Source organism: Pseudomonas sp. Sample_10 (genome assembly GCF_004321495.1).
GTDB lineage: Bacteria > Pseudomonadota > Gammaproteobacteria > Pseudomonadales > Pseudomonadaceae > Aquipseudomonas.
On the sequence record NZ_RCOE01000164.1, the window covers coordinates 18,100 to 36,830 of the forward strand.

Sequence of the window (18,731 nt, forward strand, 5' to 3'; positions counted from 1 at the left end):
CAAGACGCAGAAGCGCGCCTGCTCGCGAAAGTGGTTTTTTGGACAGCCATTGAGCGCTGATAGTCCGCTATCGCGAGCGGGTTCGTTCCGACAAGGTTGGCACGTCTGCCTGAGATCAGGTCAGATCCGTACATTCCCCCGCGGCCCGGCGATTGCCCAGATGATCAGGCCCAAAACCGGCAGCAACAGGATCAACAGCACCCAGAGGACTTTCGTCCCCGTTCCGGCGCCACTTTTCAGCACGTTGATGATTGCCCAGATGTCCAGGGCAAGAATGATCAGGCCAACCAGGCTGTTGAAGGTGGAACCCATAGTGACGCTCCCGAAGAGTGATCTGCCCCCTTAGGATAGCCGGCCATGGCCAGGGTTCCCTTTTATTGAAAGCTTACCGCCTCAGACGTGGATGGCGACTTTCAACGCTTCGAGGGATGGTGCCGCCGCAATGCCGACTTCGGCGCACAGCTCCAGCACCCGCGGCAGGTCATTGCCGTAGACCAGCACGACCTGCAACTCGTCATCGAGCAATTGGCTGAAGTTCATCAGTGTGTAACCGCCGTTTTCCTTGTTCAGGCTGCTCATCTGCACCTGGATGCGATTGAGCGCGGTCAGCGCTTCGGTCTTGGCCAACTGCTTGGGCTTGAGGTTGAAATCGACTCCCGGGCCGAACGAAGCGACGATCTGTGCGAACAGGTCCATGTAGGTGTCGGCCTGGAACAGCACGGTTTCGGGCAGGCTGCCGACAACCACCCATTCACCCAACGGGATCGGGAAGGTGTCGTCGTAGTTGATGTCCGGGTTGGCCGTCAGAAAACCTTGAGGATCCGCGTAAGCCTGGGCCGCTTCGTCAGTGACTTTGTGGATTTCGTCATCACCCATGCACCCGGAGCTGATTTTGCTGATGAGTTCGACGAGTGCGGCTTTCATGGGGTAAATCCTGTAGCGAGGGAATTTTGAGGGCGCGAAGGATACCGCAGGTTAACCTCAAAAACGAAAAGATCGCAGCCTACGGCAGCGCCGGCAAGGAACACGCGTTCCCTGGTAAGAGCCGCCGAACGCTGCGATCTTTTTGAGGCAATCAGCCCAGCAGTTTTTCCAGCTGCGCGATGGTATCGGTAGCGCCCATTGTCCTGGCGGCATCCAGCGCGGTAATGCCATTGGCATCCTTGGCTTTGGCGTCGGCACCTTTGCTGATCAGGTAATCGACGACTTCGACGCGGTTGAACATCGCAGCCATCATCAGCGCCGTCCGGCCGTCGAATGACGAACCTTCCACCTGCGCGCCGCCTTCAACCAACGCCTTGATCACCGCCAGGTCACCCTTGAACGCGGCGCCAGCAATGGGGCTCTGGCCGTTGTCATTGCGGATTTCCGGATCGGCCTTGTGTTCCAGCAACACTTTCACCGTGTCCACATGGCCGTGATACGCGGCCAGCATCAGTAATGTGTCGCCCTTGTGGTTGCGCAGGTTGGGCGGCAGGCCCTTGCTCAGCAGCGCAGCCATCATGGCCGCATCGCCCTCGCGCGCTTTGTTGAATACCTGTTCGGCAAACTCGGCAGCTTCTTCGGGGGTCATCTGGCGGCTTTTGTCGGACATCGGGCACTCCATTGTGTCATTCGTAAAAGCCGACAGTTTCCCGAGCAGCCCCGACACTGTCACTTCTTTTTTCTGATGCGCACCTATAGCCACATTCAATGGCGCCGTTTTCAATAACGGTGCTTGCCACCCTGAATGTCCGACAGCACTTGCCCGGTGACCTGCACGTAAGTGTCGGTACCAGGCAGCCAGGCGTAGATCGGGTCATCGCCGGTTTTGCCCGGATCGAAGGCTTCGTCCTTGAGCCGGGTCTTCTGGTACTTGAACGTCCCGGTGGTCTCCATTTTGACTTTCACCCGCAAGAACAACGGCACCGCATAGCTCGGCATCTGCTGACGGGCAAAGGCCAGCAGTTCGCTGAAATCCAGCGTCGCCAAAGATTCCGCTGGCGTAATGGCTGCCATGCCGGCGCGACCGTTGGTGTTGCGGATTTCCACGCCATAAGCCACCGCTTCGGAAATATGCGGGAACTGCAGGAGGATGTTCTCGACCTCGGTAGTGGAGACGTTCTCGCCCTTCCAGCGATAAGTGTCGCCCAACCGATCGACAAACTGGGCATGCCCAAAGCCAATGTTGCGCAGAAGGTCACCGGTGTTGAAGTATCGGTCGCCTTTCTCGAAGACATCGCAGAGGACGACTTTCTCGGTTTTCTGCGGATCGGTGTAACCGTCCAGCGGCGCCTTGTCGTCGATTTTGGCCAACAACAAGCCTTGCTCGCCTTTACCGACCTTGCGCATGAAACCATTGGCGCCACGGATTGGCGCCCCGCTGTCGTGGTCATACGCCGCCAACTCCCACGCCATCAGGGAAAAACCCACGGTGTTGTCGAAATTCAGAATGTTGGTGAAACCGATATTACCGTCGCTGGCGGCATACAGCTCGCAAATGTGATCCACCGCAAAACGACTCTTGAAGTCGGCCCATGCACCGGGGCGCAGGCCATTGCCGATCATTTTCCTGACCCCGTGTTTGCCATCGTCGGCACTGGGCGGTTGATCGACCAGGTAACGGCACAATTCGCCCACGTAACCGATGGTCGTCGCCCGGTACTTGTGCACATCGCTCCAGAACTGGCTGGCACTGAACTTGCGGCGGATGGCGAATCCCGAGGCGCCGCTGACTGCAGAGCCCCAACACACACATAATCCGGTGGCGTGATACAGCGGCAAGGTGCAATAGACGACATCCTCGGGCCGCATATCCAGTGCAATCATCCCGAAGCTGGCGCAGCTGCGCATCCAGCGCCCGTGCTTGAACACACCGGCCTTGGGCAAACCCGTGGTTCCGGAGGTGTAGATGTAGAAACAAGGGTCATCGAAAAAAACCTGCTGGCTGCTTGCCGGATTTTCACTGTTGGCGTCGATGCTGGCGGTCATCAGATTGATGAATCCGAGCGGGGCAATTCCCGGATGGCTCCAGGTGTCCTGATCGGCGACAAACCAGGTGCGCGACGCATCGATCGACAGTTTCTCGCGCACTGCCAAAAACGCCGGGACCAACTCCTCGCCGACAACGATGGCAGCCGGCGTCACCAGGTTCACGCTGTGCACCAGGGTGTCGCGGGTTTGTGAGGTATTGAGCAGCGCCGAAATGGCACCAACCTTGGCCACTGCCAAAATTGTCACCAGCAGCTCCGGGCGGTTCTCGATGAACAGCGCCACCACGTCGCCCTTGCCGATGCCTTGGTCGATCAAATGATGGGCAATGCGATTGGCCCACTGATTGACCTGCGCATAAGTCAGCGAAACGTCGCCGTGCAGCAATGCCGGGCCATCAGGATTACGCAGGGTGGCTTGCTCGAAACTCCACCCCAGGCCACACGGTTGGGTCGGATCCTTGACGTTGGCTACCTTCATCCCCTTCACCACGCGTGGAATGGCTTTGGCGATGGCAGGCAGCTTGCGGAGCATCATGCTCCAGGTGATCGTGTCGCTTGATGTGCGGCTCATGGCTGCTCCCGTTCGATCTTTTTATTGTCGGGCGGCGTTGATTGAGCCCGAAAATACGTCAACGGTTCTTGAGCTGTACACGCGGTTTTTGAAATGTTTTGTATCTGCGATCTTGATCTGCGATCCGCGATGTCGACCGCAACGGTTCCGGGAAATGCAGGAGCGCATGCCTGCCCAATGGTTCAATCCAATTGCCGAGAAACCCGCAAAATGCAGGATGCACGATGGCTATTCATGCAATTTGCAAGGAAGTGAAAATCCATGCTTTTGGTAAGTTATTGATTTATATAAGATTTTTATAAAACAGGATACTGGCACAATCACTGCAACTCTCTCCCCACGCTTGCCATTCAAGAGCTAACGGAGCTGATAGACATGAGCCTGATCCAAGAAAAATTTTCGTCTTTGTTCTCCAACTTCGAAGTCACCACCCAAGCGCGACCTGACGGTGGAATCCTGCTGACCCTGCGTGGCGACGGCCGAGAATTCAAACGCTCGATTTCCTACCAGCAATTGCACAATGGCGATCAACTGTCGTGGGTCATCAGCGCGATTCGCCGCGACCTTGCCGAACAGGCCAGCGAACTGCCGCAAATCTCGATGTTGCAGAGCCAGCAGCGATTTGCACTGCCGACTTATCATTCGCTGTAAACGCTGAAAGCGCTGAAAAATTGTGGGAGCCAGCAGACTGGCTCCCACAGGTTTTTTGTCAGTCTTCCAAACGCGGAAACTGGCTGGCAATATCGTCGCCGGTGAAGTTGGCTTCACAGCCTTGCGGGTTATTGAACAGGCGGATCGCCACGAAATGCGGGTGCTCCCCCCTATCGAACCAGTGCCGGGTGCCGGCCGGCACGCAAATCAGGTCGTTCTTCTCGCAGAACACGGCATAGACGTAATCGTCGATGTGCAGGTTAAACAAGCCACGACCGGCAACGAAAAATCGCACCAAATCTTCGCCAAGATGCTGCTCTTTGAGCATTTGGTCTTGTTGCGGGTGATCGCCGGTGACGCTGAGCACATCGACGTTGATGTAGCCGCGCTCAGTCATCAGCTTATCGATTTGCCCCTGATAGGCGGCGATCATTTCTTCCTTGCTCGAGCCGGGCTGGATTTTCGCAGCCGCTTGCCAGCGGTCGAAACGCACGCCGTGCTCGGCCAGGGTCGATTGAATGTCTTCGAGATGGGTCAGCACCTTGTTGGGAATCTCAGGGCTGGAGACGTGGTATACGGACAGGCTGCTCATCAGGGCAATTCCTTAACGGTTCATGGCAAGGACAGTGACCGGCGCTCACGGCCTGTCCTCTTGCATACGTATGGCAATGATAACCGCAGCCGCGACGGCGGCGAGGCTGGCAATACTAAAGGTCCATGCCGCGCCGAGAGCGTTCCAGCTGTAGCCGGAATACAACGCACCCATGGCGCCGCCCGTGCCGGCCAGCGCGGCGTACAATGCCTGGCCCTGACCTTGCTGGCGCGCACCGAAGCTGCGTTGCACGAAGGCAATGGCTGCGGCGTGAAAGCTGCCGAACGTCGCCGCGTGCAAGACCTGGGCAAACAGCAACACCCACAGAAATTCCGCCAACGTGCCGAGCAACAACCACCGCAGTGCCGCCAGCAGAAAACTCGCCAGCAATACCTGGCGTAACGAGAAACGCGCAAGAATTCTGCTCATGGCCAGGAACATCAACACTTCGGCGACTACGCCCACCGCCCACAGCATGCCGATCACGCCGCGGCTGTAGCCCAGGCGTTCAAGGTGCAGGGTCAGAAAGGTGTAATACGGCCCGTGGCTCATCTGCATCAACGCAACGCAAACGTAAAACGCCAGCACGCCGGGGCTGCGCAGTTGCTTGACAAACCCCTCTCCCGCCACCCGATTACCCGGAGCCGGCTGTGCGTTCGGTACCCACAGGCTGCTCAGCACGATGCCAGCCATGATCAGCACCAGCGCCGCCGGGTAGATGTCCAGGCTCAGCCATTCGAACAGACGGCCCAGCGCAACCACGGTAATGATGAAACCGATGGAACCCCACAGGCGAATCTGGCTGTAGCGCGAAGTCTGCCCTTGCAGATGCGCCAGGGTGATGACTTCAAACTGCGGCAGCACCGCGTGCCAGAAGAACGCATGAAAGGCCATGACCATCGCCAGCCAGGCGTAGGTCTTGCTGACGAAAATCAGCGAGAAGGTCAGTAATGTGCACACCGCGCCGAAACGCACGATCGCCAGCCGTCGACCGGTGTAATCGCCAAGCCAGCCCCAGATGTTCGGCGCCACGCAACGCATCAGCATCGGGATGGCCACCAGTTCGCCGATGCGTGCGGCGCTGAACCCCAGGTGATCGAAGTACAGCGCCAGAAACGGCGCTGTCGAACCGAGCAAAGCGAAATAAAACAGATAGAAACTGGAGAGCCGCCAGTACGGGAGCGCCGCCGCAACCATCAGATTGCAGCAGCTGCGAAGTCAGCCATTAGAGCTGACCCAGCACCGGCGTGCTCACGCGCACGTCGGCGTTCTGCCCACGGTGACGCAGCAGATGGTCCATCAGTACGATGGCCATCATCGCTTCAGCGATAGGCGTGGCGCGAATGCCGACGCAAGGGTCGTGACGGCCCTTGGTGATCACGTCCACCGGATTGCCATGAATATCGATGGAACGGCCCGGCGTGGTGATGCTGGATGTCGGCTTCAGCGCCAGATGCGCAACAATCGGCTGACCGGAAGAAATACCGCCGAGAATGCCGCCCGCATTGTTGCTGAGGAAGCCTTCCGGGGTCATTTCATCGCGATGTTCAGTGCCGCGCTGGGCGACGCTGGCGAAACCGGCGCCGATTTCCACGCCCTTGACCGCGTTGATGCTCATCAGCGCATGGGCCAGCTCGGCGTCGAGGCGGTCGAAGATCGGCTCGCCCAGGCCCGGCATCACGCCTTCAGCGACCACGGTGATTTTCGCCCCGACCGAATCCTGGTCGCGACGCAACTGATCCATATAGGCTTCCAGTTCCGGCACCTTGTCCGGGTCCGGGCTGAAGAAGGCGTTTTCCTCGACCGAATCCCAGGTCTTGAACGGAATTTCGATCGGGCCGAGCTGGCTCATGTAGCCACGAATCACGATGCCCTGGCTGGCCAGGTACTTTTTCGCGATCGCTCCGGCCGCCACACGCATCGCGGTTTCCCGCGCCGAACTGCGACCGCCGCCGCGATAATCGCGTTCGCCGTATTTGTGGTGGTAGGTGTAGTCGGCGTGGGCCGGGCGGAACAGGTCCTTGATCGCCGAGTAGTCCTTGGACTTCTGGTCGGTGTTGCGAATCAGCAGGCCGATGGCGCAACCGGTGGTGCGACCTTCGAACACACCGGAGAGGATTTCGACTTCGTCGGCTTCCTGACGCTGGGTGGTGTGGCGGCTGGTGCCGGGCTTGCGGCGGTCCAGGTCGCGCTGCAGATCTTCCAGGGAAATCTCCAGGCCCGGCGGGCAGCCGTCGACAATGGCGACCAACGCCGGACCATGGCTTTCGCCCGCGGTGGTGACAGTGAACAGCTTGCCGTAGGTATTGCCGGACATGCAGGACGCTCCGTGAAATCGAACCCAAATACATAATGCGCGCCAGTATACGCAGGCTACCCAAGTAGTTCATCCTCGAACCTTATGGGTGTCAGCGAGTCCAACCGGCATCTTGATAATGATGGCGTGATGATGCTGCGAGTTTTGCTCTTGACCCTGACCTTGTTTACAGGCTTCGCCCAGGCCACCGTTCTGCAACGGCCGATCTCGTTGGACACCGGCAGTGGAACGCTTTTCGGCTCGTTGTTGTTGCCGAAATCCGACACGCCGGTGCCCGTTGTCCTGATCATTTCCGGCTCCGGTCCTACGGATCGTGACGGAAACAACCCCGATGGCGGGCGCAACGACAGCCTCAAGCGGTTGGCGTGGGTGCTGGCCAAACACAATATCGCCAGTGTGCGCTACGACAAACGTGGTGTGGCGGCGAGCCTGGCGGCCACGCCGGACGAGCGCAACCTGACGTTGGAAGCCTATGTTTCCGACGCCGAGGCCTGGAGTCGCAAGCTCAAGACCGATCCGCGTTTCGCCAAACTGATTCTACTGGGGCACAGCGAAGGCGCGTTGATCGCCAGCCTCGCCGCGCCCAACGTCGATGCGGCGGCGGTCATTTCCATGTCCGGCAGCGCCCGGCCAATCGATCAGGTATTGCGCCAGCAACTGAGCAATCGCCTGCCGCCGCCGTTGATGCTGCGTAGTAATGAACTGCTCGACAGCCTCAAGGCCGGGAAAACCGACGACAACGTGCCACCGCAACTTCAAGTGATTTTCCGTCCGAGCGTGCAGCCCTATCTGATTTCCCTGTTTCGTCAGGATCCGGCCGCTGCGTTTGCCAGGCTGAAAATGCCCGCGCTGATCATCCAGGGCAGCAATGACATTCAGGTCGGAGTCAACGATGCCCGGCTGCTCAAGGCGGCCAAGCCGGACGCCGAACTGGTGTTGATCGAAGGCATGAACCACGTCATGCGCATCGTGCCCAACGACGTCAAACGCCAGCTGGCGTCCTACAAGGATCCGAATTTGCCCCTGGCAGCGGAACTGGGCGCGAAAATCCTCGAATTTATTGACGGACTTCGCTCCACTTAAGCGCTGTTTAACCGGTGTTGCCCTCCAGTCCTGAAAAAAACGGCCGATAAGCCTTTGTCGCCAGCGCAATGGCTGGTGACAAGTTGAGCTTGGACAGGATCTCGCCGTTATGACTGATACCCAGACTTCACCCGACACCACCGCTGAACAAGACACACCGCCAGCGGTCGAGCTGCCATGGGCGGACGTCCACGTCGAGCACCATAAAATGCTCCGTCTGGCGCCACTGCAGACCGATCGCAACACCGGTGGCCGCCCATTGCGCTTTGTCGAATTCGGCTATGCCGAACGCAACGACAAGCAGCACAGCCTGATGCGCATGAGCATTACCCTGCCCGGCCAGCGTGTGCGCAAGGAACAGAATCATCTGGACGTGTGGGTCGATCACGCCGAAAAACGCGTGCGTTTCGGCCCGGACAGCGGTTTGCAGATTGAACCGGTGAATCGGGGTATCGGTCGCTTCATGGCGGCTCAGGGCATCGTCTGGGCGAAAAAGCGCTGGCCTGGCTACACCGTCGATGGCGTTGACTTGAACAACAAGGACGCGCTGAACGAAGACACTCGCCTGCGTCGCGACCATTTTTTGCGGGTGCACGGCTTTGATGTGGTTTACGCCGATGCCCAGCATTTGAAGGGCAGCGTTAAAGAGGTGCGGGTCGGCGACCTGTTGAGCGATTGGAACACGGAAAAACTGCAGGTCGTGGAAATTCTTGAAGCGGCGCAAATGCTCCAGCAGGCCGAACAGAACCTGGCCGAGCAGGAAGTGAAACTCAAGAAACACGAAGAAAAGGTCAGCAAGTACAAACGCGAAGACGCCGGACTGCGCTTCACCATTACCTGTCTGGTGGCGTTTGCAGTGTTCCAGGCGGGGTTGTTGATCTGGATTGCCACGCACCGTTGATAGGTAGGCAGGGACTCATCTGTGGCGAGGCAGCTTGCTCCCGCTGGGTGCGATGCAGTTTCTTTCGGCGACCGCTTCGCGCTCGAGCGGGAGCAAGCTCCCTCGCCACAATATTTGTTGAGGTGGCTGATCGTTCCCACGCTCCGCGTGGGAACGCCTCAACGGACGCTCCGCGTTCGGCTCTTGGGACGCAGAGCGTCCCGGACTGCATCCCCACGCAGAGCGTGGGAAGGATCAGGGCAGGTCAGACGCGCGAGGCGAACAGCGCCTGATGATCGCGGCACTGTTGGGCTGACAACATGAAGACGCCATGCCCGCCTCGCTCGAATTCCAGCCAGGCGAAGTCCACTTCCGGGTACAACGCTTCGACGTGAACCTGACTGTTGCCCACTTCGACAATCAGCAAGCCCTTTTCGGTCAAATGATCAGCGGCCTGCGCGAGCATGCGCCGCACCAGGTTCAACCCGTCGTCACCGCACGCCAGGCCCAATTCCGGTTCGTGCTGGTATTCATCCGGCATGTCGGCAAAATCTTCGGCATCTACATACGGCGGGTTCGACACGATCAGGTCGAAACGCTGACCCGGCAAACCATCAAAACCATCGCCCTGCACGGTATAGACCCGCTCATCGACGCCGTGACGCTCGATGTTCTGGTTGGCCACTTCCAGCGCTTCGAACGACAGATCGGCCAGCACCACCTCGGCGTTCTGAAACTCGTAGGCGCAGGCGATACCGATGCAGCCGGAACCGGTGCACAGGTCGAGAATCCTTGCTGGCTCGGTGCCCAACCAAGGCGTGAAACGGTTTTCGATCAACTCACCGATCGGTGAACGCGGGATCAATACGCGCTCGTCGACAATGAACGACATGCCACAGAACCAGGCTTCGCCCAGCAGGTAAGCGGTTGGAATGCGTTCTTCGATGCGGCGCTTGAGCAACCGCTGCAAGCGAACCACTTCATCTTCTTCCAGGTTGCAATCGAGGTAACTGTCGGCAATTTCCCACGGCAAATGCAACGCACCCAACACCAGTTGACGGGCTTCGTCCCATGCGTTGTCGGTCCCATGGCCGAAAAACAGATCCTCCCCATGGAAGCGGCTGACGGCCCAACGGATATGGTCACGCAGGGTGCGAAGGCGGGAAGTGATCACGACGGCTAACTCCAGAAAAATCGACTGGCGATTCTACCAGTCAAACGACGCCACGACGACGCGAGAACAACGCGGGGGCAAATGTAGGACTAATCTCTTTTTTCAGTTCGGTATTGAACAAAACGGAGCACTTGACAACGCTACACGCCAGTAACGACGGTGCCTACAATAGTAGCGATTCACAGAAGCGCTCAGCCGGAGGACAATGTCGCAAAAGCCCCACTCGAAGGAGCCCCAGAATGTCCGTTCCACAAACGATGTTTCAACTCAGCGGCCGCGGTTATGCCGCCGCCAAACTGAGTCATGCGACCCTGATCATCATCGATGCCCAGAAAGAATACCTCAGCGGTCCTTTGGCCCTGAGCGGCATGGATGCGGCTGTCGCGAACATCAAAAAACTGGTGACTGCCGCCCGTGCGGCCGGTCGTCCGATCGTGCATGTCAGCCATCTCGGCACCGTTGGAGGGTTGTTTGATCCACGCGGCGAGCGCGGCCAGTTCATTCCTGGGCTGGAGCCACTTGACGGTGAAATCAAGATCGAAAAAATCCTGCCGAGTGCTTTTCATGGCACGGATCTGAAAAAACGCCTGGAAGACCTGGGTTCGGTAGACCTGGTGGTTTGCGGCTTCATGAGCCATTCCAGCGTCAGCACTACGGTGCGCGCAGCAAAAAACCTGGGGTTCCGTTGCACACTGGTGGAAGATGCTTGCGCCACCCGCGATCTGCCCTACAAAGGCGGCGTCCTGAGCGCCGAGCATGTTCAGCAGACCGAAATGGCGATCATGGCGGACAACTTTGCCGCCGTCGCCCAGACCAACGACCTGGTCTGAGCAGTGTTTACATGAGCGGCCTGCACCGCCGCTCATCCGCAAAAGCCTCTCATTAGCCGTAATTGTCTTAGCCTCAGGAACATCCCGGTCAACTCCCGGTCGAAGGGCCGATACCCATTGAGGAAGGTCGGAATGAAGTTATCCGATGGTTTTGACGCTCGCCGCTTACGGCCCAAAGGCCAAAGTAACTGGCGTTTTCGAATCGGCGCGGCGTTCGCTGCGCTGCTGGCGACGAGTGGTGTGTTGCTCGCCATGGCCGGCATCGCCAGCCTGTTGGGCCACGCCCCGGCCCTGGGTGAGATGAATACCAACCGGGTCGGTGCGGCAGTGATTCTGCTGATTGGCCTGTTCGTGCTGTACCTCGGCGTGTGGCTGTGGCGCCGCTGCCGTCGCCGCTCGCGACAGTCGCGGGAGCTGAACATGTCGCCGCACCTGATGAAAAAACACGACTGAGACCAAGTTCGCGGACCAAGGTCGCGAACCAAGGTCGCGAACCAAGGTCGCCACCGAATGCCGCGCACTTTGATGCGCGCTCATTCGCCTGGAGTTGGGTAAACTGGCCGCCCTTCGCGGAGGCTGACATGCAAGACGACGATTTTTCCCTGTTCAAAAGCGCTATCCAAGGCGTCAAGCCGATCAAGCACGATCGCGCTGAAACCGGCAAACCCAAAGCTGACCGAGCACAGATTGCCAAGCTGCGTCAGGCCGCCACCGTGCGCACGGATGCCACCACCGTCGACGGCCTGTCCGATCAGTTCGTCATCGACGTCGGCCCGGAAGACGAGCTGATGTGGGCGCGTGACGGTGTTCAGGAAAGCCAGATGCGCAAGCTCAAGACCGGACAGATTCCGTTCGAAGGCAGCCTCGACCTCCACGGCATGAACGTTGAAAAAGCCCGGGAAACCCTCTGGGCTTTCCTGGCAGAAGCGACCAAATTCGAAATCCGCTGCGTGCGCGTCACTCACGGCAAGGCCGTGCGCCTGGACGGCAAGCGGCCGATGATCAAAAGCCACGTCAACACCTGGCTGCGCCAGCATCCGCAGGTACTTGGCTTCACCTCTTGCCAGGCGAAACACGGTGGTGCCGGAGCGGTTTATGTGATGCTCAAACGCACGATGATGGAAGGTCGCGACGAGTAAACCTGATGCGTCACGCTTGCAGCGTCGTGTCCGCCACCGTACCCTTGCCCTTTGCGTAAAATCCCACAGGTAGTTTCATGTCCCTGGAACAGAATTACACCGCGATTCTCGGCCAATTGGGCGAGGACGTGTCCCGCGAAGGCCTGCTCGACACGCCAAAACGTGCCGCCAAAGCCATGCAGTACCTCTGCCGCGGTTATGAACAGACGCTCGAAGAAGTCACCAATGGTGCCTTGTTCAGCTCCGACAACAGCGAAATGGTGCTGGTCAAGGACATCGAGCTGTACTCGTTGTGCGAGCACCATTTGCTGCCGTTCATCGGCAAGGCGCATGTCGCCTACATCCCGAGCGGCAAGGTGTTGGGGCTTTCGAAAGTCGCGCGCATCGTCGATATGTACGCTCGCCGCCTGCAGATCCAGGAAAACCTCAGCCGCCAGATCGCCGACGCGGTCCAGCAGGTCACCGGCGCCCTGGGCGTTGCAGTGGTGATCGAGGCCAAGCACATGTGCATGATGATGCGTGGTGTGGAAAAGCAGAACTCGACGATGATCACCTCGGTGATGCTCGGGGAGTTCCGCGAGAACGCCGCCACCCGCAGCGAATTCCTCAGCCTCATCAAGTAATTCGCAACACAAGGAAAACCGGCATTCATCGCCGGTTTTTTTTCGCCTGTGAAAAATCAGGTAAGCTGCGCGCCTTTCTTCATTTGCCCCGTGAGGCTTTCAACGTGTTCGTAAAAGCGCTTCGTGTCGGCCTTGGCCAACTGATCATCTTCATCGACTTCATCACCCGCCCAAGCAAAAAGAAGCGCCCCGCCGCTGCTCAGGCGCAGGTCGAATCCGCCGCCAAGGGCCTGACCCTGTATCAATTCCACGCCTGCCCGTTCTGCGTGAAAACCCGCCGCACCTTGCATCGCCTGAATGTACCGGTGGCGTTGCGTGATGCGAAAAACAACGAGCAAGACCGCCAGGCCCTGCTGGAGCAAGGCGGCAAGATCAAAGTGCCGTGCCTGCGGATTGAAGAAAATGGGCAGACGACCTGGATGTATGAGTCCAAGGTGATTATTGATTATCTGGACAAGCGGTTTGCGGCAGCCTGAATGATTTGGATTGTTTGAGCCGGCGCCATCGCTGGCAAGCCAGCTCCCACAGGGTCTTGTGGTGCTCACATCACTTGTGGGAGCTGGCTCGCCAGCGATGAGGCCGGCACAAATGCTACAAATCCCGGACAAAAATAAACCGGCTCATCAGCCGGTTTATTCATTTCAGGCCGCTTTATCTATCTGCGCTTGCCGCACCACTGCCGCCAGACGCTTGAGCCCTTCATCCAGCCGCGCCGGTTCGATATGGCTGAAGTTGAGTCGCAAATAGCCGTGATGCTTGTCCGGTTCTGGAAAGAACGGCTCGCCCGGCATGAACGCCACATCATTGGCCAGTGCATCGTTGAGCAAGGTACGAGTGTCCAGCGGCTGCTTGAGCCGCAACCAGAAAAACAGCCCGCCCTGCGGCTCGTTCCAATCCGCCAGATCAGCGAAGTGCGTTTGCAGCGCGGCCTGGAACGCATCCCGACGCCCTCGGTAAAATTCGCGCAGTTCACTGCGATGCTGTCGATACCGCTCGTTGCCGATCCATTGCAAGGCTTGCCATTGGCCGACCCGATTGGTGTGCAAGTCCGCCGATTGCTTGAGCTTGAGCAAATGCGGGAACAGGTCGGGGCTGGCGATCAGGTAGCCGACGCGCAGACCGGGCATCAGGGTTTTCGACACGGTACCGGTGTAGATCCAGCTGGCTGTTTTCAAACGACTGACAATCGGGGTCGCGCTGCCGCCATCGAAGGTTAATTCGCGATAGGGCTCGTCTTCAATCAAGGTCACGCCGAATTCATCGAGCAGGGCTGCCACGGCGTCACGCTTGGCTTCGCTGTAACGCACCGCGGACGGGTTCTGGAAAGTCGGGATCAGGTAGATGAAGGCAGGACGATGCTGCGCCAGGCGAGTGCGCAATTGCACCAGGTCCGGGCCATCAGCCTCCAATGGGACAGTGATGCAGTCCGCGCCGAACAACTGAAAAATCTGCAGTGCCGCCAAGTAAGTCGGCGCCTCGAGAAAAACCTCGGTGCCTTTGTCGATGTAGAGCTTGGCGGCCAGATCGAGGGTCTGCTGGGAGCCGCTCACCACCAACACCTGGCTCGCCTCACACTGTAAGCCCAACTTCCGGGCCTCTGCCGCCAGAGCTTCACGCAATGCCGGCTCGCCTTCGCTCATGCCGTATTGGCCGATGGACAGCGGCATGTCGGTCCAATCGACCTTGGGCAACATGACCTCAGCCGGCAGACCTCCAGCGAACGACATCACCTGCGGGCGCTGAGCGGCGGCAAGGATTTCACGGATCAAAGAACTTTTAAGGCGTGAGACACGTTCGGAAAAAGCCATGGAAGTCACCCGGTAGCCTGGCATGAGGAAAATGAGTCAAACTTGTTGACCGAAATTACGACAGCACAAGCGGATACGTCAACATGATTGACCTTAAAAACCCGATTTCCCACCAACAGGCCATGGAAGCGTTTTTCTTCGGTTACCAGGCTTTCACGGCCAAGGCCGATGAAATGCTTGAACGCCGCGGCTTGAGCCGGGTGCATCAGCGCATCGTGTTTTTTATCGCCCGTTACCCGAACCTCAGCGTGAAAGAATTGCTGGCATTGCTCGGCGTGAGCAAACAGGCGCTGAACATGCCGCTACGACAGTTGGTGGAAATGCATTTGGTGAACAGCGTGGCGTCGCAGACGGACAAACGGAAACGGTTGTTGGAGCTGACCGATGACGGAGCACGGTTCGAGCAATCGCTGCGTCGCGAGCAGGTGAAATTGCTGGAGCGGGTGTTTGCAGACGCTGGTGAGACGGCGGTGGATGGGTGGTTGGCGGTGAATCTGGCTCTTGGGAAAAGTCAGACTGTTATTGACTGACTGCTCTGCCCCCATCGCCAGCAGGCTGGCTCCCACAGTGATCTGCGTTCACAAACCAGTGGGAGCCAGCCTGCTGGCGATGAGGCCTTCGAAGGCGATATATCCCTATTGCCAAAACTTTCGTCGACAAAATCAAAAACATTATTTGCTTTATTTGTATACAAAAGCATAATCCACTTCGTGCGAGTTCCTGACCAACCGGTCAACAAATTCGCAAGTGCCTCAAAGGGCCGCCGCCGCCCTCATGGGTCCGGCCCTGGAAATAAAAATAAAACTCTTGAGGAGTACTCGCTGTGGAAAGCCGCAAATCCGAAGCATCGACGCTGGATCTCTCGCCGCCACTACGCAATGGCTGGCTGGAACGTCTGTTCAAACTCAGCTTGCATGGCACCACGGTGAAGACCGAGTTGATTGCCGGTCTGACTACCTTCATCACGATGGCCTACATCATCTTCGTCAACCCGAACATCATGGCCGACGCCGGGATCGACCATGGCGCGGCGTTCGTCGCTACCTGCATCGCCGCCGCCCTGGGTTGCCTGTTGATGGGCCTTTACGCCAACTGGCCGGTCGGCCTGGCACCAGGCATGGGCCTGAATGCGTTCTTTACTTACACCGTCGTCGGCACCATGGGCTACAACTGGGAAACCGCCCTCGGTGCGGTGTTTGTTTCCGGTGTGTTGTTCATGATCCTGACCTTTTCCAGGATTCGTGAATGGCTGCTCAACAGCATTCCTGTAAGCCTGCGCTACGCCATGGGCGCGGGCGTTGGTCTATTTCTGGGGCTGATCGGCTTGAAAACCGCAGGTATCGTCGTCGATAGCCCGGCTACTCTGATCAAGCTTGGTTCCTTGCGCGAGCCTGGCCCGCTGTTGGCTGCCGTGTGCTTCCTGATGATCGCCATCCTCAGCTACCACCGGGTGTTCGGCGCGATCCTCATCAGCATCATCACCGTCACCCTCGCCGGCTGGGGCCTGGGCCTGGTGCATTACGAAGGGATCATGTCCGCACCGCCGAGCCTGGCTCCGACCTGGATGGCCATGAACGTCGCGGGCGTATTCAACGTCAGCATGATCAGTGTGGTTCTGGCGTTCCTTTTCGTGCACATGTTCGACACCGCCGGCACCCTGATGGGCGTGGCACAACGTGCCAATCTGGTGGCGCCTGACGGTCGCATCGAAAACCTCTCCCGCGCGATGAAAGCCGACAGCGCATCCAGCGTATTCGGTGCCGTGGTCGGCGTGCCACCGGTTACCAGTTACGTGGAAAGTGCCGCGGGCGTAGCCGCGGGTGGTCGCACTGGTCTTACCGCTGTCACCGTAGGCGTGTTATTTATCGCAGCGATGTTTTTCGCTCCGCTGGCCGGCATGATCCCCGCCTACGCCACCGCTGGCGCACTGATTTATGTCGCGATGCTGATGATGGGCGGCATGGCCCATATCGAATGGGATGAAGCGACCGACAGCATTCCGGCGATCGTTACCGCGATCATGATGCCGCTGACCTTCTCGGTCGCCGACGGTATCGCACTGGGCTTCATCACTTACGTGGCGTTGAAGGCCGGTACCGGCAAGTACAAGGAAATTTCCGTCAGCCTGTGGGTGCTCTGCGCGATCTTCATCGCCAAGTTCATCTTCTTGTAAGCCTTAACGCGGGACACGTTTCGAAACAGCCTCACCCCGTCGGGTGAGGCTTTTGTGCAAATGGAGGAAAGTGATGAGTCTGGAAACCTGGCTGCTGTTCAGCGGCGCGGCACTGGTAGTGATCCTGATCCCGGGGCCACTGTCACTGTTGATGATCAGCAACAGCCTGAATTACGGCCTGCGCCGTTCCTACCCGGCATTTCTCGGCGGGGTGATCGCTTCGATTTGCCTGTTGAGCGCCTCGGCACTGGGCCTGGGCGCGTTGTTGCTGGCCTCGGAACAGCTGTTCAGCGCCTTGAAGATCGTCGGCGCGCTGTATCTGTTCTACCTCGCCTGGCAGAGCTGGCAGCAATCGCGTCAACCGTCCCATGGCGCTGAAGTGCCACTGGCAGCGCCCGTGCCGCGCTTTCGCGCACTGTTCGGCCGTGCATTCATGCTCGGCGCCAGCAACCCGAAAGACATCCTGTTCTTCGCCGCGTTTCTGCCGCAGTTCCTCAGTGCCGAACAGCCGTTCCTGCCGCAGTTGCTGGTGATGATTGCGACCTGGACCGTGCTGGACCTGCTGTGCAAATTAGCCTACGGCCTCGGCGCCCATGGTGCGGCGCGCTATTTGCGCAGCGGCAAGGGGCAGAGCTGGTTCAACCGGGTGAGTGCCGGGTTGTTCAGTGGCGCGGGCGCGGCATCTTTGTTGAGTCGTTAAGCAAAAGCATCGCGAGCAAGCTTTGCTCCTACGGTCATTCGACACGAAACCTGTAGGAGCAAGGCTTGCCCGCGATGGCGTCAGCCCGGTCAGCACTTTTCCACAGACGAAAAAAAGCCCGCAGTGTGAGCGGGCGAAAGACCAAAGAAGCTATATGCGCAGTCGCTTCCAGGTGGTGGCAGCTGCTTGGGGGATCAGCTGCCGCGGTACGTGGAATAGCTGTAAGGCGAGATCAGCAGCGGAACATGGTAATGATCCTGCTCGGCGTTGATGCCAAAACGCAGCACCACCACATCCAGAAACGCCGGCTCCGGCAGCTGAACGCCGCGGGCGCGGTAGTAATCGCCTGCATGGAACTGAACCTGATAAACCCCGGTACGGTAATCGTCACCCTGCAGCAGCGGCGCATCGACACGACCGTCGCTGTTGGTTATCGCGCTGGCGACCAATTCCAGGTGCGAACCTTCAACGCGGTACAACTCGACCTTGATCGAGCTGCCCGGGCAACCATGTGCAGCGTCCAAAACGTGTGTAGTCAAACGTCCCATTGATTCTGCGCGCCTGCCTGCCTGGAGCAGTCAGACTTCGCGCCTCCCGAAGTCAGGTGAAAAGGAGACCGCACCGATTCGGAGCACGAAAAGCTGCGGCGAGCGATTGATTAAGACACTTTTCAAAAAAATTGTACACAATAAAAACGACATTTTAGCGACCGATAGCGCCATGACAGAAATTTCTGTCATTTTCCTGCGAAACCTCATGCCTTCTATACGCTGCAATCATTAACTGACCAGTCGGGCAGATTTCTTGCAGGTGCTTGTCAGTAGCACGTGAAGATGACCGTTAACGAAAAATGCAAAAAATCAGGCTTACAAAGTGAATATAAAGTTGTATACAATCAACCCATCGCTGTGACGCCAGCCAGTGATCCAACCTTTAGTCGCGTCACACCAACTGTCACCACGCATACAAGAAGGAAGACTGCAGTGAGCGCTGACTACCCTCGCGACCTGATCGGTTACGGCAGTAACCCTCCGCACCCACACTGGCCGGGCAACGCCCGCATTGCCCTGTCGTTTGTACTCAATTACGAAGAAGGCGGCGAGCGCAATATCCTGCACGGCGATAAAGAGTCCGAAGCGTTTCTCTCGGAAATGGTGTCCGCCCAGCCGCTGCAAGGCGCGCGCAACATGAGCATGGAATCGCTTTACGAGTATGGCA

Annotated in this window: 21 protein-coding genes and 1 pseudogene; 12 read left to right on the plus strand and 10 right to left on the minus strand. The window is 58.4% G+C overall.

Annotation, left to right across the window (positions count from 1 at the left end):
- Positions 1–120: 120 nt before the first annotated feature.
- The 4 genes from D8U18_RS16450 to D8U18_RS16465 all read right to left on the minus strand — a co-directional run bounded on the left by D8U18_RS16450 (position 121) and on the right by D8U18_RS16465 (position 3,543).
- Positions 121–312 (minus strand): PLDc N-terminal domain-containing protein, encoded by a 192-nt coding sequence (locus D8U18_RS16450; RefSeq protein WP_131108015.1) that lies wholly within the window; start codon positions 310–312, stop codon positions 121–123.
- 81 nt (positions 313–393) lie between these two features.
- Positions 394–924 (minus strand): hypothetical protein, encoded by a 531-nt coding sequence (locus tag D8U18_RS16455; protein ID WP_131108016.1) that lies wholly within the window; start codon positions 922–924, stop codon positions 394–396.
- A 151-nt stretch (positions 925–1,075) separates the two neighbouring features.
- Positions 1,076–1,594: an ankyrin repeat domain-containing protein gene (locus tag D8U18_RS16460; protein WP_056853822.1), complete on the minus strand. Its 519-nt coding sequence runs from the start codon at positions 1,592–1,594 to the stop codon at positions 1,076–1,078.
- A 110-nt stretch (positions 1,595–1,704) separates the two neighbouring features.
- Positions 1,705–3,543: a long-chain-acyl-CoA synthetase gene (locus D8U18_RS16465; protein ID WP_131108017.1), complete on the minus strand. Its 1,839-nt coding sequence runs from the start codon at positions 3,541–3,543 to the stop codon at positions 1,705–1,707.
- Between the two features lie 375 nt (positions 3,544–3,918).
- Here D8U18_RS16465 and D8U18_RS16470 point away from each other — a divergent pair, with 375 nt between their 5' ends.
- The gene (locus D8U18_RS16470) at positions 3,919–4,194 is read left to right on the plus strand and encodes a DUF3509 domain-containing protein (RefSeq protein WP_056853824.1); all 276 of its coding nucleotides are present in this window, start codon (positions 3,919–3,921) and stop codon (positions 4,192–4,194) included.
- A gap of 58 nt (positions 4,195–4,252) precedes the next feature.
- Here D8U18_RS16470 and D8U18_RS16475 read toward each other — a convergent pair whose 3' ends face one another.
- From D8U18_RS16475 to aroC, 3 genes are read right to left on the minus strand one after another with little or no spacing between them, the layout of a single operon-like run.
- A complete protein-coding gene (locus D8U18_RS16475) occupies positions 4,253–4,786 on the minus strand; it encodes an acireductone dioxygenase (protein WP_131108018.1) in 534 nt (177 codons plus the stop codon).
- A gap of 45 nt (positions 4,787–4,831) precedes the next feature.
- Positions 4,832–5,983, minus strand: a complete 1,152-nt coding sequence (locus D8U18_RS16480) for an MFS transporter (protein ID WP_131108019.1) — start codon at positions 5,981–5,983, stop codon at positions 4,832–4,834.
- A gap of 28 nt (positions 5,984–6,011) precedes the next feature.
- Positions 6,012–7,103, minus strand: coding sequence for a chorismate synthase (aroC, locus tag D8U18_RS16485; protein WP_054048587.1), 1,092 nt, complete (start codon positions 7,101–7,103; stop codon positions 6,012–6,014).
- Positions 7,104–7,187: 84 nt separating this feature from the next.
- On the opposite strand from aroC, the gene D8U18_RS16490 reads away from it, so the two are divergent.
- Positions 7,188–8,186, plus strand: coding sequence for an alpha/beta fold hydrolase (locus D8U18_RS16490; RefSeq protein ID WP_056853828.1), 999 nt, complete (start codon positions 7,188–7,190; stop codon positions 8,184–8,186).
- Positions 8,187–8,295: 109 nt separating this feature from the next.
- A complete protein-coding gene (locus tag D8U18_RS16495; protein ID WP_130905426.1) occupies positions 8,296–9,087 on the plus strand; it encodes a hypothetical protein in 792 nt (263 codons plus the stop codon).
- A 244-nt stretch (positions 9,088–9,331) separates the two neighbouring features.
- Here D8U18_RS16495 and prmB read toward each other — a convergent pair whose 3' ends face one another.
- Positions 9,332–10,240, minus strand: a complete 909-nt coding sequence (gene prmB, locus D8U18_RS16505) for a 50S ribosomal protein L3 N(5)-glutamine methyltransferase (RefSeq protein ID WP_056853830.1) — start codon at positions 10,238–10,240, stop codon at positions 9,332–9,334.
- 239 nt (positions 10,241–10,479) lie between these two features.
- Between prmB and D8U18_RS16510 the strand changes: the two genes are divergently transcribed.
- The 5 genes from D8U18_RS16510 (at position 10,480) to D8U18_RS16530 (ending at position 13,308) form a co-directional block, all read left to right on the plus strand.
- A complete protein-coding gene (locus D8U18_RS16510) occupies positions 10,480–11,070 on the plus strand; it encodes a cysteine hydrolase family protein (RefSeq protein ID WP_056853831.1) in 591 nt (196 codons plus the stop codon).
- 132 nt (positions 11,071–11,202) lie between these two features.
- Complete coding sequence (locus D8U18_RS16515) at positions 11,203–11,523, plus strand: hypothetical protein (RefSeq protein WP_056853832.1); 321 nt, start codon at positions 11,203–11,205, stop codon at positions 11,521–11,523.
- A gap of 128 nt (positions 11,524–11,651) precedes the next feature.
- A complete protein-coding gene (locus tag D8U18_RS16520; RefSeq protein WP_056853833.1) occupies positions 11,652–12,209 on the plus strand; it encodes a Smr/MutS family protein in 558 nt (185 codons plus the stop codon).
- Positions 12,210–12,286: 77 nt separating this feature from the next.
- Positions 12,287–12,832 (plus strand): GTP cyclohydrolase I FolE, encoded by a 546-nt coding sequence (folE, locus tag D8U18_RS16525; RefSeq protein WP_007988130.1) that lies wholly within the window; start codon positions 12,287–12,289, stop codon positions 12,830–12,832.
- A 104-nt stretch (positions 12,833–12,936) separates the two neighbouring features.
- Complete coding sequence (locus D8U18_RS16530) at positions 12,937–13,308, plus strand: glutathione S-transferase N-terminal domain-containing protein (protein WP_056853834.1); 372 nt, start codon at positions 12,937–12,939, stop codon at positions 13,306–13,308.
- Positions 13,309–13,473: 165 nt separating this feature from the next.
- Here the strand turns inward: D8U18_RS16530 and D8U18_RS16535 are convergent, their stop codons facing one another.
- Positions 13,474–14,640 (minus strand): PLP-dependent aminotransferase family protein, encoded by a 1,167-nt coding sequence (locus D8U18_RS16535; RefSeq protein WP_131108020.1) that lies wholly within the window; start codon positions 14,638–14,640, stop codon positions 13,474–13,476.
- 83 nt (positions 14,641–14,723) lie between these two features.
- Here D8U18_RS16535 and D8U18_RS16540 point away from each other — a divergent pair, with 83 nt between their 5' ends.
- The 3 genes from D8U18_RS16540 to D8U18_RS16550 all read left to right on the plus strand — a co-directional run bounded on the left by D8U18_RS16540 (position 14,724) and on the right by D8U18_RS16550 (position 17,513).
- On the plus strand, positions 14,724–15,170 hold the full coding sequence (locus D8U18_RS16540) for a MarR family transcriptional regulator (protein ID WP_131108021.1): 447 nt from the start codon (positions 14,724–14,726) through the stop codon (positions 15,168–15,170).
- Between the two features lie 323 nt (positions 15,171–15,493).
- Entirely contained in the window at positions 15,494–16,813 is a 1,320-nt protein-coding gene (locus D8U18_RS16545; RefSeq protein ID WP_236708441.1) for an NCS2 family permease, read from the plus strand.
- 73 nt (positions 16,814–16,886) lie between these two features.
- Positions 16,887–17,513: a LysE family translocator gene (locus tag D8U18_RS16550; RefSeq protein WP_056853838.1), complete on the plus strand. Its 627-nt coding sequence runs from the start codon at positions 16,887–16,889 to the stop codon at positions 17,511–17,513.
- A 194-nt stretch (positions 17,514–17,707) separates the two neighbouring features.
- On the opposite strand, the gene uraH is transcribed toward D8U18_RS16550, so the two are convergent.
- On the minus strand, positions 17,708–18,061 hold the full coding sequence (gene uraH / locus D8U18_RS16555; protein WP_056853839.1) for a hydroxyisourate hydrolase: 354 nt from the start codon (positions 18,059–18,061) through the stop codon (positions 17,708–17,710).
- Between the two features lie 435 nt (positions 18,062–18,496).
- On the opposite strand from uraH, the pseudogene D8U18_RS16560 reads away from it, so the two are divergent.
- Positions 18,497–18,731 (plus strand): annotated as a pseudogene (locus D8U18_RS16560) (allantoinase); the annotation flags it as partial.

Excerpts from the sequence above, each read along its gene's own strand:
- D8U18_RS16450 (WP_131108015.1), bottom strand. The coding sequence starts at position 312 with ATGGGTTCCACCTTCAACAGCCTGGTTGGCCTGATCATTCTTGCCCTG.
- D8U18_RS16455 (WP_131108016.1), bottom strand. The coding sequence starts at position 924 with ATGAAAGCCGCACTCGTCGAACTCATCAGCAAAATCAGCTCCGGGTGC.
- D8U18_RS16460 (WP_056853822.1), bottom strand. The coding sequence starts at position 1,594 with ATGTCCGACAAAAGCCGCCAGATGACCCCCGAAGAAGCTGCCGAGTTT.
- D8U18_RS16465 (WP_131108017.1), bottom strand. The coding sequence starts at position 3,543 with ATGAGCCGCACATCAAGCGACACGATCACCTGGAGCATGATGCTCCGC.
- D8U18_RS16470 (WP_056853824.1), top strand. The coding sequence starts at position 3,919 with ATGAGCCTGATCCAAGAAAAATTTTCGTCTTTGTTCTCCAACTTCGAA.
- D8U18_RS16475 (WP_131108018.1), bottom strand. The coding sequence starts at position 4,786 with ATGAGCAGCCTGTCCGTATACCACGTCTCCAGCCCTGAGATTCCCAAC.
- D8U18_RS16480 (WP_131108019.1), bottom strand. The coding sequence starts at position 5,983 with ATGGTTGCGGCGGCGCTCCCGTACTGGCGGCTCTCCAGTTTCTATCTG.
- aroC (WP_054048587.1), bottom strand. The coding sequence starts at position 7,103 with ATGTCCGGCAATACCTACGGCAAGCTGTTCACTGTCACCACCGCGGGC.
- D8U18_RS16490 (WP_056853828.1), top strand. The coding sequence starts at position 7,188 with ATGGGTGTCAGCGAGTCCAACCGGCATCTTGATAATGATGGCGTGATG.
- D8U18_RS16495 (WP_130905426.1), top strand. The coding sequence starts at position 8,296 with ATGACTGATACCCAGACTTCACCCGACACCACCGCTGAACAAGACACA.
- D8U18_RS16510 (WP_056853831.1), top strand. The coding sequence starts at position 10,480 with ATGTCCGTTCCACAAACGATGTTTCAACTCAGCGGCCGCGGTTATGCC.
- D8U18_RS16515 (WP_056853832.1), top strand. The coding sequence starts at position 11,203 with ATGAAGTTATCCGATGGTTTTGACGCTCGCCGCTTACGGCCCAAAGGC.
- D8U18_RS16520 (WP_056853833.1), top strand. The coding sequence starts at position 11,652 with ATGCAAGACGACGATTTTTCCCTGTTCAAAAGCGCTATCCAAGGCGTC.
- folE (WP_007988130.1), top strand. The coding sequence starts at position 12,287 with ATGTCCCTGGAACAGAATTACACCGCGATTCTCGGCCAATTGGGCGAG.
- D8U18_RS16535 (WP_131108020.1), bottom strand. The coding sequence starts at position 14,640 with ATGGCTTTTTCCGAACGTGTCTCACGCCTTAAAAGTTCTTTGATCCGT.
- D8U18_RS16540 (WP_131108021.1), top strand. The coding sequence starts at position 14,724 with ATGATTGACCTTAAAAACCCGATTTCCCACCAACAGGCCATGGAAGCG.
- D8U18_RS16550 (WP_056853838.1), top strand. The coding sequence starts at position 16,887 with ATGAGTCTGGAAACCTGGCTGCTGTTCAGCGGCGCGGCACTGGTAGTG.
- uraH (WP_056853839.1), bottom strand. The coding sequence starts at position 18,061 with ATGGGACGTTTGACTACACACGTTTTGGACGCTGCACATGGTTGCCCG.